The sequence below is a fragment of the Dyadobacter pollutisoli genome (assembly GCF_026625565.1).
In the GTDB taxonomy this organism is placed as follows: domain Bacteria; phylum Bacteroidota; class Bacteroidia; order Cytophagales; family Spirosomataceae; genus Dyadobacter; species Dyadobacter pollutisoli.
Genome location: NZ_CP112998.1, coordinates 450,190 through 467,401, shown reverse-complemented (window position 1 = coordinate 467,401; position 17,212 = coordinate 450,190). Strand labels below are relative to the sequence as shown.

The 17,212-nt window shown below is 45.3% G+C and carries 18 protein-coding genes; 11 read left to right on the top strand and 7 right to left on the bottom strand.

The window, feature by feature from the left end; all coding sequences use genetic code 11:
• Entirely contained in the window at nucleotides 1-570 is a 570-nt protein-coding gene (locus ON006_RS02080; protein WP_244823457.1) for an RNA polymerase sigma-70 factor, read from the bottom strand.
• 123 nt (nucleotides 571-693) lie between these two features.
• Nucleotides 694-1,020: a hypothetical protein gene (locus tag ON006_RS02075; protein ID WP_244823456.1), complete on the bottom strand. Its 327-nt coding sequence runs from the start codon at nucleotides 1,018-1,020 to the stop codon at nucleotides 694-696.
• Nucleotides 1,021-1,328: 308 nt separating this feature from the next.
• Between ON006_RS02075 and ON006_RS02070 the strand changes: the two genes are divergently transcribed.
• Both ON006_RS02070 and ON006_RS02065 read left to right on the top strand, forming a co-directional pair.
• Nucleotides 1,329-2,261, top strand: coding sequence for a hydrogen peroxide-inducible genes activator (locus ON006_RS02070; protein ID WP_244823455.1), 933 nt, complete (start codon nucleotides 1,329-1,331; stop codon nucleotides 2,259-2,261).
• Between the two features lies 1 nt (nucleotide 2,262).
• Complete coding sequence (locus ON006_RS02065; protein ID WP_244823454.1) at nucleotides 2,263-2,898, top strand: class I SAM-dependent methyltransferase; 636 nt, start codon at nucleotides 2,263-2,265, stop codon at nucleotides 2,896-2,898.
• An 18-nt stretch (nucleotides 2,899-2,916) separates the two neighbouring features.
• Here ON006_RS02065 and ON006_RS02060 read toward each other — a convergent pair whose 3' ends face one another.
• The gene (locus ON006_RS02060; RefSeq protein WP_244823453.1) at nucleotides 2,917-4,629 is read right to left on the bottom strand and encodes a DNA polymerase/3'-5' exonuclease PolX; all 1,713 of its coding nucleotides are present in this window, start codon (nucleotides 4,627-4,629) and stop codon (nucleotides 2,917-2,919) included.
• Between the two features lie 249 nt (nucleotides 4,630-4,878).
• On the opposite strand from ON006_RS02060, the gene ON006_RS02055 reads away from it, so the two are divergent.
• The 3 genes from ON006_RS02055 (at nucleotide 4,879) to ON006_RS02045 (ending at nucleotide 7,624) form a co-directional block, all read left to right on the top strand.
• Nucleotides 4,879-6,150 (top strand): beta-1,2-mannosidase, encoded by a 1,272-nt coding sequence (locus ON006_RS02055; RefSeq protein WP_244823452.1) that lies wholly within the window; start codon nucleotides 4,879-4,881, stop codon nucleotides 6,148-6,150.
• 163 nt (nucleotides 6,151-6,313) lie between these two features.
• Nucleotides 6,314-6,511: a CsbD family protein gene (locus ON006_RS02050; RefSeq protein WP_244823451.1), complete on the top strand. Its 198-nt coding sequence runs from the start codon at nucleotides 6,314-6,316 to the stop codon at nucleotides 6,509-6,511.
• Between the two features lie 123 nt (nucleotides 6,512-6,634).
• Nucleotides 6,635-7,624, top strand: coding sequence for a 3-hydroxyacyl-CoA dehydrogenase family protein (locus ON006_RS02045; protein WP_244823450.1), 990 nt, complete (start codon nucleotides 6,635-6,637; stop codon nucleotides 7,622-7,624).
• Between the two features lie 6 nt (nucleotides 7,625-7,630).
• Here the strand turns inward: ON006_RS02045 and ON006_RS02040 are convergent, their stop codons facing one another.
• Nucleotides 7,631-8,884, bottom strand: a complete 1,254-nt coding sequence (locus ON006_RS02040; RefSeq protein ID WP_244823449.1) for an alpha/beta hydrolase family protein — start codon at nucleotides 8,882-8,884, stop codon at nucleotides 7,631-7,633.
• 113 nt (nucleotides 8,885-8,997) lie between these two features.
• Here ON006_RS02040 and ON006_RS02035 point away from each other — a divergent pair, with 113 nt between their 5' ends.
• Complete coding sequence (locus ON006_RS02035) at nucleotides 8,998-10,308, top strand: cytochrome ubiquinol oxidase subunit I (protein WP_244823448.1); 1,311 nt, start codon at nucleotides 8,998-9,000, stop codon at nucleotides 10,306-10,308.
• A gap of 32 nt (nucleotides 10,309-10,340) precedes the next feature.
• Complete coding sequence (locus ON006_RS02030) at nucleotides 10,341-11,366, top strand: cytochrome d ubiquinol oxidase subunit II (protein ID WP_244823447.1); 1,026 nt, start codon at nucleotides 10,341-10,343, stop codon at nucleotides 11,364-11,366.
• Between the two features lie 9 nt (nucleotides 11,367-11,375).
• Here the strand turns inward: ON006_RS02030 and ON006_RS02025 are convergent, their stop codons facing one another.
• Nucleotides 11,376-11,672 carry a hypothetical protein gene (locus ON006_RS02025; protein WP_244823446.1) on the bottom strand — a complete coding sequence of 99 codons (297 nt, stop codon included), beginning with the start codon at nucleotides 11,670-11,672 and terminating at the stop codon, nucleotides 11,376-11,378.
• A 53-nt stretch (nucleotides 11,673-11,725) separates the two neighbouring features.
• Nucleotides 11,726-12,007: a hypothetical protein gene (locus ON006_RS02020; protein ID WP_244823445.1), complete on the bottom strand. Its 282-nt coding sequence runs from the start codon at nucleotides 12,005-12,007 to the stop codon at nucleotides 11,726-11,728.
• Nucleotides 12,008-12,317: 310 nt separating this feature from the next.
• Here ON006_RS02020 and ON006_RS02015 point away from each other — a divergent pair, with 310 nt between their 5' ends.
• Entirely contained in the window at nucleotides 12,318-13,067 is a 750-nt protein-coding gene (locus ON006_RS02015) for a LytR/AlgR family response regulator transcription factor (RefSeq protein ID WP_244823444.1), read from the top strand.
• A gap of 3 nt (nucleotides 13,068-13,070) precedes the next feature.
• Here ON006_RS02015 and ON006_RS02010 read toward each other — a convergent pair whose 3' ends face one another.
• Nucleotides 13,071-13,937: an AraC family transcriptional regulator gene (locus tag ON006_RS02010; protein ID WP_244823443.1), complete on the bottom strand. Its 867-nt coding sequence runs from the start codon at nucleotides 13,935-13,937 to the stop codon at nucleotides 13,071-13,073.
• A gap of 163 nt (nucleotides 13,938-14,100) precedes the next feature.
• Between ON006_RS02010 and fucP the strand changes: the two genes are divergently transcribed.
• Genes fucP through ON006_RS01995 form a run of 3 tightly spaced genes read left to right on the top strand, consistent with a single transcriptional unit; the run spans nucleotide 14,101 to nucleotide 17,212 of the window.
• A complete protein-coding gene (gene fucP, locus ON006_RS02005; protein ID WP_244823442.1) occupies nucleotides 14,101-15,354 on the top strand; it encodes an L-fucose:H+ symporter permease in 1,254 nt (417 codons plus the stop codon).
• A gap of 44 nt (nucleotides 15,355-15,398) precedes the next feature.
• A complete protein-coding gene (locus ON006_RS02000) occupies nucleotides 15,399-16,187 on the top strand; it encodes an L-fucose dehydrogenase (protein ID WP_244823441.1) in 789 nt (262 codons plus the stop codon).
• 8 nt (nucleotides 16,188-16,195) lie between these two features.
• Entirely contained in the window at nucleotides 16,196-17,212 is a 1,017-nt protein-coding gene (locus ON006_RS01995) for a zinc-binding alcohol dehydrogenase family protein (protein WP_244823440.1), read from the top strand.

Sequence of the window (17,212 nt, the reverse complement as noted above, 5' to 3'; positions counted from 1 at the left end):
TTAGCTGAGGAAAAATAAAAGGAAGGAAGCCGGTAAGAAATCAGCCAGTTTGAGCCGAAGCAGCCGCAGGGCCTTACCCATTTGGTTTTCGATCGTTTTAACCGGTAGTTGAAGCCGGTCGGCAATTTCCTGATATTTCAATTCTTCAAAACGGCTCATCTGAAATATCGTGCGGCATTTCTCCGGAAGTTCTTTGAGCGCAAGTTCAAGGCGGTCTTCCAGCTCCGAAAGTTCCAGATTGTAGGAAGTGTTGTTACTGTGTTCCATTTGGTTGGCTGCGTACGTTTGATAGGCGTCCCTGACTTTTAGATGTTTGAGGTAATTAAGGCTTTCGTGGTAAACGGAGCGGTACAAATAGCCGCTCACCGACTCCCGTATTTCTATATGGTCTGTTTTTTCCCACAACCGGCAAAAGACATTCTGTACCATTTCCTCTGCCATGATATCATCTCTTAATATCGTGCAGGCATAGGAATGCAGCCCTTTGAAGTGTTTTTTAAAAACAATCTCAAATTCCGACTCTCTGTCCCTGCTCAAAAATGTGACGTGATCCGCTATGGCTACGTTCATTGCATGCTATGGTTACTGATAAAAAATAAGCGCCCGACTTGGGTTGTACATTGGAATGACAACCAGTCAGGCGCTTACCCTAATTTTTCAGTAAAATATTTTTGCAGTCTACTTCCGCCCGTGTTACTGCTTTTTGGCGGGTTTCGGCGATTCCTCCTTTTTAGCAGTTTTATATCGCTTATCCGGTGTACCGTCTTTTTTCAGGTTTTTATTTTCGCTGTAACGTTTATCAGGTGTACCGTCTTTTTTAAGCTTTTGGTTTTCACTGTAACGTTTATCCGGCGTGCCGTCTTTCTTGGTTTTGACGGTAATGGAGGTTTTATCCTTTCCGGTCTGCTTGGTAGCAACTGTGGTTTTAGTGGTCGGTTTTGCGGGAGTAGCGGTTTGCGAAAAAACAGGAGCCGTCAACGTCAAAAACGCCAGGGCAATAAGTGCTTTCAGATTTTTCATTGTTTTCAGATTAATGTGAGCGATAGCTGCAATTTGCAGGCTAATGTACAATTAACCTATAAAAAACCAGGCGTCAAATCATCAAATAACAAAATTTAATAAAGATTTAATACAAGATTCAGTGTGGCAGGTACAGTAACTTTTTAATGTTACTGAATTCGGTAACATTAAAATGACAGCTTTGCAAGGTCGATCAATCAAACTTATAGTTATTATATTTGCATAAATAAAATCTATTCGGTCCGACGATTTTCTAAATCCAGGCTCGGCAAGATGGGGGCTGCATCAAACAATTATACTACTCAAATATGAATATTCAGCAGTTGGAATACATTGTTGCCGTTGACAATCACCGCCATTTCGTTCAGGCGGCGGAACATTGTAATGTTACACAACCTACGCTTTCGATGATGATCAGGAAGCTGGAAGAGGAATTATCGATCAAAATTTTTGACAGGACCAAACAGCCCATTGTACCGACTAGTATCGGCAGGGAAATTATAGATCAGGCCAAGACCATTTTGCGCGAAGCTTCGCGGATGAACGAGATCGCAAAACATTTTAACGGTGACCTTTCCGGTGAGCTAAGGATCGGGATCATTCCGACGATCGCACCTTATTTACTGCCGCATTTTGTCAATCCATTCATCGCCAATTATCCTGATATCAAACTGCACGTTTCTGAAATGATCACGGAACGCATTATCAGTGAGTTGAAACTCGGAAACCTGGACGTTGGGATCATTGCTTCGCTGTCGGAGGAAAGCAGTTTGCAGGAAATACCGATGTACAAAGAGCGTTTTTATGCGTACGTTTCCGAAAATACCGATCTGTATGCCAAGCAATACATTTTACCCACCGATATCGAACCAAATGAATTGTGGCTTTTGGAAGAAGGACATTGTTTCCGCACACAAATTCAGCGGCTCTGTGAGCTGAGCAGAAATAGTCAGTTTGGAAGCAGTTTTAGTTACCGGTCGGGCAGCATTGAGACGCTGATCAGGATGGTGGAGCGAAATGGCGGGATCACGATTTTACCGGAAATGGCGGTAATGGAGTTGTCAGAGGAACGAAAAAAACACATTCGGCATTTCCAATATCCAGAGCCTGCGCGTGAGGTTTGCCTGGTTGTAAACAGGGAACAAATGAAAACCCGTTTAATTGAGGCATTAAAAACAGGAATTATGGCATATTTGCCGTCCGAAATTTTTGAAAAAAATACAGAATTACGCCTTTTATAGTATGAGCACATTAAATACCAGACAAGCCTACAACAGGTGGTCGGAACAATATGACACCAACCAGAATAAAACGAGGGATTTGGAAGCGCTGGCATTGCGCCAGATTTTAGCAGATAAAAATTTTGATAATATCCTTGAAATCGGCTGCGGTACTGGGAAAAACTCGTTGTATCTGGTCACAAAAGCCCAAAGTCTGGTCGCCGCAGACTTATCGGAAGAAATGCTGGCGAAGGCCAAAGAGAAGCTGGAAGGCTGGAATGCCGAATTTCACCAGGCAGACATTAATCAGGAGTGGGATTTCGTCAACAGAACATTCGACCTCGTTACATTCAGTCTGGTACTGGAACATATCGAAAATCTCGATTTTATTTTCGGTGAAGCAAGCAGGAAATTGCTACCGGGCGGCATGGTATATCTGGGAGAATTGCACCCATTCAAGCAATACTCGGGCTCCAAAGCACGATTTGACACAGAAGAAGGTCAAACCATCGTCCCATGCTTCACCCACAACGTTTCAGACTTTGTAGAAGCCGCCAGAAGACACGGCTTCAAAATCGAAGACATTTTCGAATTTTTTGATGACAATGACAGGGCGGGTATTCCCAGGATACTGGCGCTGACGCTGGTGAAATATTGATGTAGGCAGAGGCTTGTTTTACCTACCAAGCCTCGCCTTCAAATACTCCTCCATCCTTTCCAGCGAAAACGCATTGAATGTCATATCCTTCGTCAAACCGCCCTTTCTGGCATTGGCAACTCCGTAATGCATGTCGAGATAGCCCTCCATGGCGTGGGCGTCGGGGTTGATGCTGAGTAGCACGCCCTTTTCCATACAGTAGGAAATCCAGCGCCAGTCTAAGTCAAGGCGCCAGGGGGAAGCATTGATTTCCACGACTACCTTATGCTCGGCGCAGGCGTCGATGATCACTTTGTGGTCAATCGGGTAGCCTTCTCTGGAAAGTAGCAAACGTCCTGTTGGGTGACCGAGAATGGTTGTGTATGGATTTTCAATGGCTTTTAGAAGCCGCGCAGTCGCTTTTTCCTGCGTCATGGTCAGGTTACTGTGAACCGACGCGACAATGTAATCGAACGATGCCAGAACTTCTGTCGGGTAGTCGAGTGAGCCGTCGCCGAGAATGTCGGACTCGATGCCTTTGAGGATTTTGAATGGTTTCTGCGGATTCTCAGAGGCAAATCTTGCATTCAATTTCGCGATTTCTTCGTGCTGGCGACCTACTTCTTCTATCGTCAATCCTTGTGCATAAACAGCTGTTTGTGAGTGATCTGCAATTCCCAAATACTCAAAACCCAGATCACGGCAGTACACCGCCATTTGTTCCAATGTATGCTGTCCGTCGGAGTAGGTGCTGTGATTATGCAAAATACCCTTCAAATCGTCCCAGGTAACAAGCTGGTCAGCTGTGTGGGTTTCGGCCCAGGCAAATTCCCCCGCTCCTTCCCGCATTTCGGGAACAATGTAGGGTAACCCGGCTTTTTGATAAATAGCTTCTTCATTTTCGGCCTCTTCGTAGTATGCCTGACGCCAGATCGTAGCACCGGAAGCCGTTGAATATCCGAGATGCTCGACGTCTGCTGTTTCCAAAAACAGCTCGTTGACCAGCCTTTCCGGTTTCACAGCCACAATTTCGATGGCTACAGCTACCTCCTGCACATTTCCCCGCCAGATAAATGGTGATGACTGCTTTTCGTCCTGTACCAAAAATTCTATTTCACCAATACTATTCTGCAAAAGCGCAGGGGAATCGGTAGCCACCACGATCCTGATCGTATCTATCGTCTCTGACTTCCTTCTGATACCTCCCGCCGCTTCCACTTGTTCAAAGCTCTTTTTCAGTTCATTAATGATCAGGTCTGCTACTGCTTCGGCTTTATCCATTCTCAATTTGCCTGCCTGATCTTTCAAAAACGCAAGCGAATCAATGATCTTTTGCTGGATACTTCCTCCAAAACCTTTCAGCTTGGCCACTGCTCCGTTCAAACAGGCGAGTTCAAGCTCGTGTAGGTTATCAATCCCCAGTTCCTTCCACAATACGGCTATCTTTTTGGGGCCAATGCCTTTGATATTGAACATTTCCATTACCCCTAGTGGCGTGTTGTGGAGCAATTCTTCCAATTCCGGGAATGTTCCTGTCTGGGCAATCTGAACAATTTTGCCGGCAGTACTTTTGCCAATGCCTTGCAGCTTGGTCAGTTCCTGCTCGGTCATATTTTGAAGCTCACCATCCTTGTACTTGTCCAGATAGAACGCCGCTATGGAATAACCTTTGATTTTGAAAGGATCAGCGTTATGTAGTTCCAACAATTTGGCGGTTAATTCAAGGATCTCGACAATTTCAGGATTGCTCATGTTGACTCGTGTTAAAAGATATCTGCGAATTACGAAGTATGTCTCAGCATTTGCAAATGTTCAACGGCTGATCTGCCCTCAGACGCTAAGTAGTTATGATATTTGATTGACTTACCTAAAAAATAATATGTGGACATTCAGATTTTAACTATAAAAACTTCCATCAAATAGCCAATAATTCCAATATCGCCGTAGTATAGCATAAGGAGTAGATATTGATTTCAACCTAAATCCATTTTAATACCAACCATGAATATTGAACAATTAAAAAGTTACCGAAACGAAATACACAATCACTTAACAACAGAACTTTTACCATTTTGGGAAACCCGTTGTGTTGATAAAGAAAACGGCGGTTTTATCACCCATTGGGATAATGCTGGAAATGATTCCGGCGAAGATGAAAAGTCATTAATAGCCCAAACCCGGACGGTTTACACGTTTTCATCCGCGCATCGTGCAGGTTACGGAGACGGACGTTATGCCGATGTTGCCAAACACGGCGTCGATTTCCTGATCAATAAAATGTGGGACAACGAAAACGGTGGTTTTTACTGGCTCATGGATCGCAAAGGCAATGTAACGATCGATGAAAAGATAGTCTACGGGCATAGTTTCGCCATTTATAGTTTGGCTGAGTACACATTGGCTACCGGTGATCCGATCGGGCTTGAATATGCTGAAAAAGTTTTTGACCTGCTTCAAAAACACGGTGCGGATACTTACTACGGAGGTTACTTCGAAATGTTCCACAAAAATTGGGAACTGAAAGGGCCGGGATCAGCTGGTGGCGACCGCAAAACATTGGATGCTCATATGCATTTGATGGAGGCTTTTACTACGTTATATGAAGCAAGCCAGAAGCAGGTTCACAAGCGGAAGCTGTTAGAGATCATTCAATTGTTGATCAACAAAATCATGCACCCGGTGTACAAAACCGGTATTCCGCAATTCTGGGCTGACTGGACGGTGGCTCCGCAGATCAAGTTCGACATAATCTGGGGTTGGGACCGTTTTTCGGAAGACGGAATGAAAAGTTCTGCCGAGGATAACACCAGTTACGGACACAATGTAGAGTTTGCCTGGCTGCTGATGCATGCGCTCGACATTGCTGGCATACCCTACGACGACTATCAGGGTCAGCTGCTCGCTTCTTACGACCACGCCGTCGAGTATGGTATCGACTGGGAGTATGGCGGCGTTTATGTAGAAGGTTCACACGCAGGTGAGGTGTACGACCGTGAAAAGGAATTCTGGCAGCAGGCCGAAGTGATTATCGGGATGCTGGATGCGTACCGTGTTTATGGTGATGAAAAATACCTGAAAGCATACGACGCTACCCACCGTTTTGTCTTTGATCACATGATCCATTCAAAAGTTGGGGAATGGTTGCCGCTGCTGACACGTCAGGGAGAGCCGATATGGAAACATATGAGCCATTCCTGGAAGGTCAATTATCACTCGGTGCGCTCCATGGTGCAGGGAATAGTGCGGCTGGACAAGCTGATTGCGCTTGCTTGATTTCAGGGAGGATAGAATGGGACAGGTCCGGGAAAAATATTACTCAAAGATTTCGTTTATCAGCACACCAGGCTTTGTGAGGCAGATGGTATGATTGTTGATCATTGTTATTTTATCGGATGCTTTTGAAAGCGTCTTTTTTACAAATTAAATAGCAAATATCATGAGTGCTTTCACACAACAAGTAAAAGGAAATTGGAACGAATTGAAGGGAAAATTTAAGCAACAATATGCAGATTTGACTGACGATGACCTGTTATATGAAGATGGAAAAGAAGACGAGCTTCTTGGAAAAATTCAGAAAAAACTAGGCAAGACCCGTGAAGAAGTGGAGAGTGAAGTAGATAGCTGGTCGAGGTAGTTTCTTAACTAGCAGGCAATATGAGCCCTGAAATCAATTGATTTCAGGGCTTTTTTTGTAGTAAGAAAACCTGTCAGTGTCCTTTTAAAAGTGATATTCCTTTAATCTAAATCCTTTTTGAATATGAATCCAAATGAAATACCGGTCGGAATCGTTGGCCTCGGGCTGATGGGCTGCAGCATTGTAACTTGCCTTCTCATCGCGGGCCACCCGGTGGTAGCCGTCGCACCGATCAGCGTCGATATGCTGCATGCTGAAAAGCGTATCCGGGAACATCTTGAAAATTCATTTGAAAAAGGGCTCATTGTTCATCAACCTGAATTCTATTTAAAACATCTGATCATTACCGAAGATTATAGCCAGCTGAAACCATGCAGACTGGTGAATGAGTGTACCATTGAAAATATTGAAATCAAGGAATCCGTTTACAAAAAAGTCGAAGCGGTGATCGATGCGGATGCGCTGTTGTCCAGTAACACCTCCGCCATACCGATCAGCACATTGCAAAAGCTGACGCAGCACCCCGAACGGTTTTTAGGGTTGCATTGGACCGAGCCTGCCCATACGACCCGGTTCTTGGAAGTCATTTGTGGCGATGATACCGATATCAAAAACGGCGAATATCTCTATGAACTTTCTCACAAATGGGGCAAGGAGCCTATTTTGGTGCGGAAAGACATTGCCGGATTCATCACCAACAGGCTGATGTATGCCATGTACCGGGAGGCGATCAGCCTGGTCGAAAATGGTTATGCGACTATTGAAGACGTGGATCGCTCGTGCCGTAACAATGCGGGATACTTCATGACATTGGTCGGTGTATTTCGCTGGATGGATCTGACTGGCGTCCCCGCCTATCACATGGTGATGAAGAATTTGCTGCCGACATTAAACAACAGCACCGAAGTACCGGAGCTGATAGACAAAGTGGTCCGTGAAGGAGGCAAAGGAGTACTCAATTCACACGGATTTTACGCATACGAACCAGGAGAGGCCGCGGTCTGGGAGGAGACTTTCAAAGAATTCACCTATGAAATAAGGGAACTGGCATTGAAGTACCCCGCCGATATCGTCAAAAAAAGGTTAGCCGAAAAGAATAAAAATACTGATTAGTTAGGGTCAATTAGTTGGCTTAAAATCAACCATGTAGGTGGTTGAGGCTGAGATATTATTACTGTCTTTGATATAAAAGAACCCATATTTAAAGCCGCTTTTAGGTATGGGGAAGGTTACCTTATTATTATCGGGATCCGATTTCCCCTCTTGCATGGTCCAGACCCGCTGCTCGTTGGTGGACTCGACGTCATTGGTGTAATAAAAAGCTGCAGTAGTCAGTGATGCGGTGTAAGGCATTTTGTAGACCAGAGAGAATTCGTCTTTCTCCACGGAAACATATGTAATATTTGGGAACGATTTGCCCGGATTGATGAGGGTTTCAAAGAAGTACCTGATCTCAGGAGGTTGCCAGCCCCATTGGTGACTATGCTTCATATCGGGTATCACGCAGACTATTTTGCTGGATTTGACCAGGGAATAGGTTTTAATGTAAGGCTCCACATTGTAATGCTTGTCTTTGTTTCCATTGATAAAAAAGAAACTTGGTTTTGCATACCGTAAGTAAACCGACGGATCAAAATACTGCATCCAGCGCTTTTTGTTGTCAGCGGAAAGTTGGTTGAGCGGTACTTTGAAAACATCAGATTCGTCATAGTATGCACACCCATAAACTGGTACTGCTCCTAAAAATCGATCGTCAAGGCTCGCAACAATGCAAGTCAGGTATCCGCCCCAGCTAATGCCGGTCACGGAAGTTTTGGAAGTGTCGACTTCCGGCATGCTAAGCAACAAAGAATGCGCAAGGATGGAGCTGGCGACGGCGTGGTAGGTCCATACATCTTTGAGGCTGCCCTTTTCTATTTTTTCAAATTTGTTTTCATTAGATTGATCAGGGCCCGGATTAGCAATTTTCTGGCCGTCTGCGCCATTTCCTGAAAGATCCATCGCAATCGCCGCGTAGCCTTCCGAAGCCCATTTCTCAACCCATTCTTTAAAAGCTTTCCCGCCGCCACCGTGGATCAACACTACGCCCGGAAACTTTTGGGTACCGGCAGGTTTTCCTGCAATTATATCCGGGTTGGAATAGTATGCAAAAACCTCGGTCTTCTTGCCTTCATAATCAACACTTTTGTAGAGTAATGAACGCACCGGACCTGTTTCAGTCAACCATTTTACCTCGGGGGCAACGCTAAGCGCTTTGAGGTCCCAAAGCAGACTGTCGCCTGTTATTTTCTCAGTTTTGATGAACCTGGTTTTGGAATTTTGTCCATATGAAAATGAAACAAACAGCAGCAATATGATCGTCAGTTTTTTCATAAATATCCCTGAAAAATGGTTCTTATGATAAGACTTGATTAGCTTTGAACTACCCGCTTTTCGGTGGCTGAATGCCTTGGGAAGCGTCCTATTTTTCAGTAAAATAATTCCAAATGAATGACTTCATAGCCGCCAGATCGCAGATGGCCCTTTCGCTGGGATTCCATATTGTATTTTCTTGTATAGGCATGGTTATGCCTTTTTTTATGGCCGTAGCGCACTATTATTGGCTCAAAACCGATGAGATTGTTTACAAAAATGTGACCAAAGCTTGGAGTAAAGGTGTCGCCATTTTCTTTGCAACCGGTGCCGTTTCGGGAACCGTACTATCATTTGAACTAGGCCTGCTCTGGCCCGGATTCATGAAACATGCAGGACCGATTTTCGGGATGCCTTTTTCACTCGAAGGGACCGCCTTTTTTATCGAAGCCATCGCGCTGGGATTTTTCCTCTATGGCTGGGACAGGTTCAATAAATGGTTTCACTGGTTTACGGGTGTAATTGTAGGAGTAAGCGGCCTCGCCTCCGGTATATTGGTGGTAGCCGCCAATGCCTGGATGAATAGTCCGGCCGGATTTGATCATATCAATGGCCAGTATCTGAACATTGACCCGATCAAGGCGATGTTCAACGATGCCTGGTTTTCACAGGCATTGCACATGACCATTGCGGCATTCGTGGCAACCGGTTTCGCGGTAGCCGGTGTGCACGCACTGATGATCCTGAAAGGCAAAAATGTGCTTTTTCATACCAAATCATTTACCATTGCCGCAGCATTCGGATGTGTCGCGGCCATTCTTCAACCATTGAGTGGCGATATTTCGGCCAAAGATGTTGCGATACGCCAGCCCGCGAAACTGGCCGCAATGGAAGCGCATTTTCATACCGAAAAATCGGCTTCCCTGCTGGTAGGCGGCATTCCCGACGAAGAGAAAAAAGAAGTGAATTACGCCGTCAAATTGCCCGGATTTTTGAGTTTTCTGGCACACGGCGACTTCCAGTCCGAAGTTACCGGCCTTGACAAAATAGCGCCCGAAAACCATCCACCTGTCGCTATCACACATTATGCCTTCCAGATCATGGTGGGAATGGGCATGGCGATGATGCTGGTTTCTGTTTTGTACTTCCTGGCTTTGTGGAAGCAAAAGCACTGGCTCAACAGTCCCTGGCTCTTGAAATTGTTTGTAGCCGCCACTCCGCTAGGTTTCATTGCGGTAGAGGCTGGCTGGACGGTCACAGAAGTTGGCAGGCAGCCGTGGATCATTTACGGGATCATGCGTACAGCCGATGCCGTTACTCCCATGCCCGGCATTGCTTACTCATTCTACCTTTTTACGGCTGTGTATGCGTCACTGGCTGTTATTGTGATTTTTATGCTTTATCGTCAGATCAAAATGGTGGGAACGCTTTACGACAAAGCCTAGCCGCATTTTTGAAATATTTACCTTCACTCATTATGCTATACGTAGTCATAACATTTCTCTGGACCTCTATTTTGCTATACCTGCTGCTGGGTGGCGCCGACTTCGGTGCGGGGATTATCGAGCTTTTTACCTCCAAAGGGAATAAAGCAGTCACCCGCAAAACCCTCTATTCCGCCATTGGGCCCATTTGGGAGGCCAACCATATGTGGCTGATCATTGCGATCGTAATTCTATTTGTGGGCTTTCCCGTTATTTACTCCACAATGTCTGTCAATCTTCATATCCCGCTCACCATCATGCTGTTGGGGATTATTGCGAGAGGTACTGCCTTCACATTCCGGCACTATGACGCCGTGGTAGACGATATGCAGCACGTTTACAATTCTATTTTTGCCATTTCAAGCTTTATTACGCCATTGTTTTTGGGAATTATTGCAGGAAGTGCTGTATCCGGCCACATTGATCCTCAGGCCGATACATTCCTTTCTGCCTATATTTTTAGCTGGCTGCATTGGTTTTCGGTGAGTGTAGGTTTGTTCACGGTTGCCATTTGTGGCTTTCTGGCGTCCGTCTATCTCATCGGTGAAACCCAAAATGAGCATGATCGGCTGCGTTTTGCGCACAAAGCACAGTTTTTTAACATCGGAGCGGTGATTTGCGGAATTCTGGTATTTACAGCAGCGTATGTTGAACAAATCCCGCTGATCGAGTGGGTATTCGGAAACTGGGTCGGACGGATCGCCATTGTTTCGGCAACATTATCGTTGATATGGATGTGGTACCTGCTATATCAGGGCAAAATAGGGCTGCTACGCCCCCTTGCAGGTTTTCAGGTAACGATGATCCTGCTCACGACCACTTATCGCCATTTCCCCAATATTGTTTTGTTCAAAGGCGGGGGTTATCTCTCGCTTCTGGAACACAGTGGGCAAGAAAAAACAATGCAGGCATTGGGGCTTGCATTGTTGCTGGGCAGTGTTTTTATACTTCCTGCCTTGTTTTATCTCATTTACAGTTTCCAAAAAAAACCGCTGGAAGCCGGTTCTGCCGATCACTAGGCATCCTGGCTATCTCCAATTGGGCTTGGTCACGACAATGACGATCATATAAATCGCGAAAAAGACAAACATCAGAAATAACGGGGCGGCAGGTATCCAAAGCAATACATTGGCGGTGGATAATTTGCCGCTGCTTTTTAAGCTGAACGCGATCAGTACAATAACGCCCAGCACCAGGCCGATGAGGTTGACGAAAGTATTGTGCCCCGTAGCATATTTCAGGGTAAAAGCATCGTAAAGTGCATTGCCTATTACGCCCAGAATGGCGATTCCATTGATACAAACACCAGCAATAAACCAGAACATAGTATAGAGATTTAAGTTAAAATAGCTGAAAAACGAAAAGCACCTTCAAGTCACTAATTTGTCCGGATAATAATCATTGCCAGCACAAAAAATACGACTCCAAGACAGATCGGGGCTGCCGGAATCCATAAGAGCCTGGTTGCTAAATTGATATCGCCCGAGTCCCTCAGGCTGCGTGCTACAAAAATGATGATCAGCACTAATACCCCCGCGATATTCAGCCAGAGATTATATCCCGTCGGATACTTGGCAATAAAGGATTGGTAAAAAAAATTGCCGATCACAAATAATACGGCGGCTACGTCAATATAAAGCGCGGCAGAAAACCAAAACATAGCGGCAAATTTTAAGGTTGAGACAACTCGTAAAAATTAACGAGGTTGTAAAATTAACAACTGTCAGACGAAGGAGTTAAATAATTTATTATTAGGCATTTACCAATTACTAACAGATAGAAAAAACCCCTTTGATCAGCGCCAAAACTCCCTTCATTTTCATCATCCACTATGTTGCACCGTTAGATAATTAAATGTCGCCAGTTGTTCATTCAAAACAAATTTCCTACCGCATTCATTTACTTTTAGATTGTTCCTCTGCCAGATATTCATTCAGCATATCCTCCTAAAAATCTAATTGTAACACATTATGGTAAAAGTATTGATCATTGATGATGAGCCAAAAGCGAGGACTGTCCTGCACCATTTCATCCGCGACTTTGTACCTGAGATCACAGAGGTCAGGCAGGTCGGGTCCGTCAGGGAAGCAGAGAATATGCTCAAATATTACCGGCCGGGAATTATTTTTCTGGATGTAGAAATGCCCCACCAGAGCGGATTTGAGCTGTTGTCGAGCAATGAAAACCCTCCTTATGACATCATTTTTACCACGGCGTATAACCAATATGCCATTCAGGCCATTCGCTTTTCTGCATTAGATTACTTGCTAAAACCCGTTGATCCCGACGATTTGCGCGCCGCTGTACACAGGCACATGAACAGGCAGGAATTCGCAAAACATAAAAAACAACTTTACAATAACCTCGTCAATAACATCGAGAAGAAGGAAATCAAGGATTTCAAACTGGCCGTACCTTCCAGCGAGGGCGTCTATTTTTTCTCAATTTACGAAATTCTCAGGCTGGAAGCGGACAGGAACTATACCGTCATTCACCTGGAAGGTAAGAGGCCATTTGTCGCCAGCAAGACCTTGAAACATTTTGAAGAAATGCTGGATCAGTTCAAATTTATCCGCACACATAAGTCTCACCTCGTTAACGCCGCCCATATCGTGCGGATCAGTAATAACAATGAGTACCTTATCCTTACCGACGGTTCGAGAGTGGAAGTTTCACGCCGAAAAAAAGATGAGGTCCAGCAGAACCTCAACATACGATGACGCTCATTGCTTGCCGGCGTGAATAAAGGCATGCCGGTAGCCTTGCGGACTCTGCCCTGTTACGGATTTGAACCGTTTATGAAAGCAGCTGAAATTCATAAAACCGCTTTCAAAACAAAGTTGCTTAATGCTGATATCACTTTCCATCAGCAGCCTGCATGAGTGCCCTACCCTGATCTCTGTCAGAAATTGTGAATATGTTTTGCCCGTTCGCGACTTAAAATAGCGACAAAATGCATTGGGCACCATTCCCGCCACCCCGGCTATTTCACTCAATGTGATCTTTTGATTAAAACGGCTCAATGTATAATTGTAAATCGCATTGATACGGTCGCTGTCCGACTCCGAAAGATCACTCTGATACCCCATTGACGATAACTCCGAGTAATCATCTGAACGGGAAACACACAACAACATTTCAAGGAGAACTATAATCCGGTCCGTCCCCTCCGCACGGAGGATTTTGTCCATTAGCAAAGCAACTTTTTGATGCAACCCGCCCGATAGCAGCAAGCCTCTCTGCGCTTTTTCCAGAATTTGCCTGATAGGCTTATTCTCAGCCAGTTCCAGGAAGCGATCGCCCCAAAAATCAGGGGAAAAATGGATAACTGTGGAATATGGCGACTTGTTGAGATCCTGCTCATCGTCGCGCCAGTAATGCGGCAGGTTACTACCCACCAAAACAATGTCTCCTTTCCCAAAACGCTTGATACTGTCTCCGACAAACTGCGTTCCCGAGCCCCGGTGAAAATGGATCAGTTCAATTTCAGGGTGGTAATGCCAGCGGTTGTTGAGGTTTGGAATCTTATCCTGACGTACGCTGAAAGAGTAAGCCGGAGCAGTCGGAACCTTTAACAATTGTGGCTTCATGCAGAGATTTATACCGTAAAAATTACTTACTGAGGAAAAACATGTTAATATATCTTATTACTTGGATAAATACTTAGACTATCTTCATAAAAAAATATAATTCCTTTGCATTGTAACATTCGTAATGTGTTTATTCCGAAAAACTCTTAATTCCTGAACCTCTATGACCGATCGTAAAACGCGGCTGGCAATTATTCTGATCACTTCTCTATTTTTTCTCTGGGGTTTTGCCCTCAATCTTAACCCGATCCTAATTCCACACCTTAAAAAAGCCTGTCAGCTCAGTGACTTTCAATCGGCCCTAATCGATTCTGCCTCTTACATTGCGTATTTTCTGGTAGCACTCCCGGCGGGGCTTTTTATGAAAAAGTATGGATACAAGGCCGGTATCACACTTGGACTGATCCTTTTTGCATCCGGTACATTTCTATTTTACCCCGCAGCGGAAATGCGGCATTTTGGCTTTTTCCTAATTGCATTGTTCATTATCGCCAGCGGACTGACCATGCTGGAAACCGCCGCCAATCCGTACATTACCGTTCTCGGAGACGCCGATTCAGCAACCCAGCGACTCAATTTTGCACAGTCTTTCAATGGCTTAGCAGCATTTCTGGCCCCATTAATGGGCGGGACCTTTATTCTTTCCGGGAAAACACTTTCGGAACAGGAGCAGCATGCAATGTCCGGCGAACAGCTTGACAGCTACCTCAATGCAGAAGCTGCCTCGGTACAAATGCCTTTCATCGTGATCGGGCTGGTTGTACTTTTTGTGGCGATTATGATCTGGCGTACAGCACTTCCGGAAATTAAGGAAGAAAAAGAAACCGGAAACAAAGTGAGCGGCTCCATTTGGGAAGAAAAAAACCTGATCCTCGGTATCGCAGCGCAGTTTTTCTACGTCGGTGCGCAGGTTTGTATCAGCAGTTTTTTCATTCGATTCTCCGATAAAGTCGCAGGCATTGATGAAAAAACGGCAGCATACTTGTTGTCCGGAGCATTTCTGAGCTTTATGATAGGCCGCTTTATCGGCACCTATCTCATGCGCTTTGTCGCCCCACCCCGTTTACTTGCTATTTATAGTGTTGTTTGTGTTAGTTTGCTCATCATTGCAGTGCTTACCAAAGGTATGGTGTCGGTATATTGTTTGGTTAGCGTGCAGTTTTTCATGTCCATTATGTTCCCTACAATTTTCGCTCTGAGCATCAGAGGATTGGGCGAAAAAACTAAGATTGGCTCTTCAATGGTCATTATGGCGATAGTCGGTGGAGCGATTTTTCCAGTAATCATGGGGCAGGTTTCAGACGTTTCGTCCATACAAACAGCTTACATTGTTCCAGCCGTATGCTTCCTGGTGGTTTTGTATTTCGCGGTGAAAAACAATTCAATCAAAACGGTTACGCTGGGTACTGCCCATTAAACCGGCATTAATCATATCAAGACGCTTTTCAATTTTCAAATAACATGGATTTACAACTTCAGAATAAAATAATTATCGTAACCGGCGGTGCGAAAGGCATTGGAGAAGGTATTGTGCAGGTACTGGCCTCCGAAGGTGCAATACCTGTGATCGTTGGACGAAATGCAGCAGATAATCAAAAAGTAGTGGACGAACTGGCTGGAAAAGGCTTCGAATCTTTTCAGGTGGCCGCCGAATTAACCCAACCGGAGGAGTCTGAAAAAGCAGTAGCTGCGGTTCTTAAAAAATATGGACGTATTGACGGCTTGGTCAACAATGCGGGTGTGAATGATGGTGTAGGATTGGAAAGTGGAGATTATGAGCGCTTTATAGCTTCTCTTCACAAGAATGTGGTGCATTATTATCTCATGGTACATTATGCTTTGCCAGCATTGAAGGCTTCGAAAGGAGCTATTGTCAATATCAGTTCCAAAACTGCCGATACAGGTCAGGGAGGCACTTCTGCTTATGCTGCTGCCAATGGAGGACGCAATGCATTGACCCGTGAATGGGCTGTTGAACTGTTAAAATATGGTATCCGTGTGAATTCCGTGATCGTAGCCGAGTGCTGGACGCCGCTTTACGAGCGCTGGATCGAAACTTTGCCTAACCCGCAGGAAAAGCTGGCTTCCATTACCGCTCATATTCCGTTGGAAAACCGAATGACTACCGCGGAAGAAATTGCTAATATGACTGTTTTTCTATTATCTCAACGTTCAAGTCACACCACTGGCCAGCTGATTTATGTTGACGGCGGATACGTCCATCTGGACCGGGCGCTTGCTAACTCTTAATTTTTGAAATGAAAATCCTTGTTTGCAACACACCAGGCACGCTTTCCTATCAGGAAGCAGAGAAGCCTGTTTTGGAAAAAGATCATACGATCATTAAAATAAAGCGTATTGGTATTTGCGGCACCGACCTTCATGCATTTGAAGGTACCCAGCCATTTTTCAATTATCCAAGGATTTTGGGCCACGAACTTTCAGGAGAGATCGTGGAAATGGATGGCGCACCGGGTTTTTCAGTCGGCGAAGCTGTCACATTTATTCCTTATTTCAACTGCGGTACCTGTGTTGCCTGCCGTAATGAAAGGCCAAATTGCTGTACGACCCTCAAAGTTTCCGGTGTACACATTGACGGAGGTATGTCTGAATACCTGTCGGTGCCCTCCTACTCGCTCGTACATGGTGACGGGCTTACTTACGATGAGCTAGCACTCGTGGAGCCGCTCGCAATCGGTGCACATGGGATCCGCCGCGCGGACGTACGTAAAAATGAAATGGTGCTGGTGGTTGGCGCAGGGCCCATTGGCCTGGGCGCGATGGAATTTGCCCGAATTGCCGGAGGCCGCGTCATTGCACTCGATATCAATGATTCAAGACTGGATTTCGCCCGGGAAAAGATCGGCGTCGAATTCACTGTCAATGCATTAACAGACAATGTCGCCGAAAAGCTGGCCGAGATCACCAATGGGGATATGCCGACGGTTATTGTGGATGCCACGGGCAATCTTCGGGCCATCAATACAGCATTCAGCTACCTGGCACATGGCGGACGATATGTACTTGTGGGGCTGCAAAAGGGAGAAATCAGTTTCAGCCATCCCGAATTTCACAAGCGCGAGGCTACGCTGATGAGCAGCAGAAACGCGACGCGGGCTGACTTTGAGCATGTCATTCAAAGTATGAAAAATGGTTTGGTAGACCCTAAAACCTACATTACCCACCGCGTCACATTCCCTCAGGTTAAAGAACAGTTCGAAAGCTGGCTTGATCCTGCGAATGGTGTGATCAAAGCGATGGTGGCAGTTGAGTAA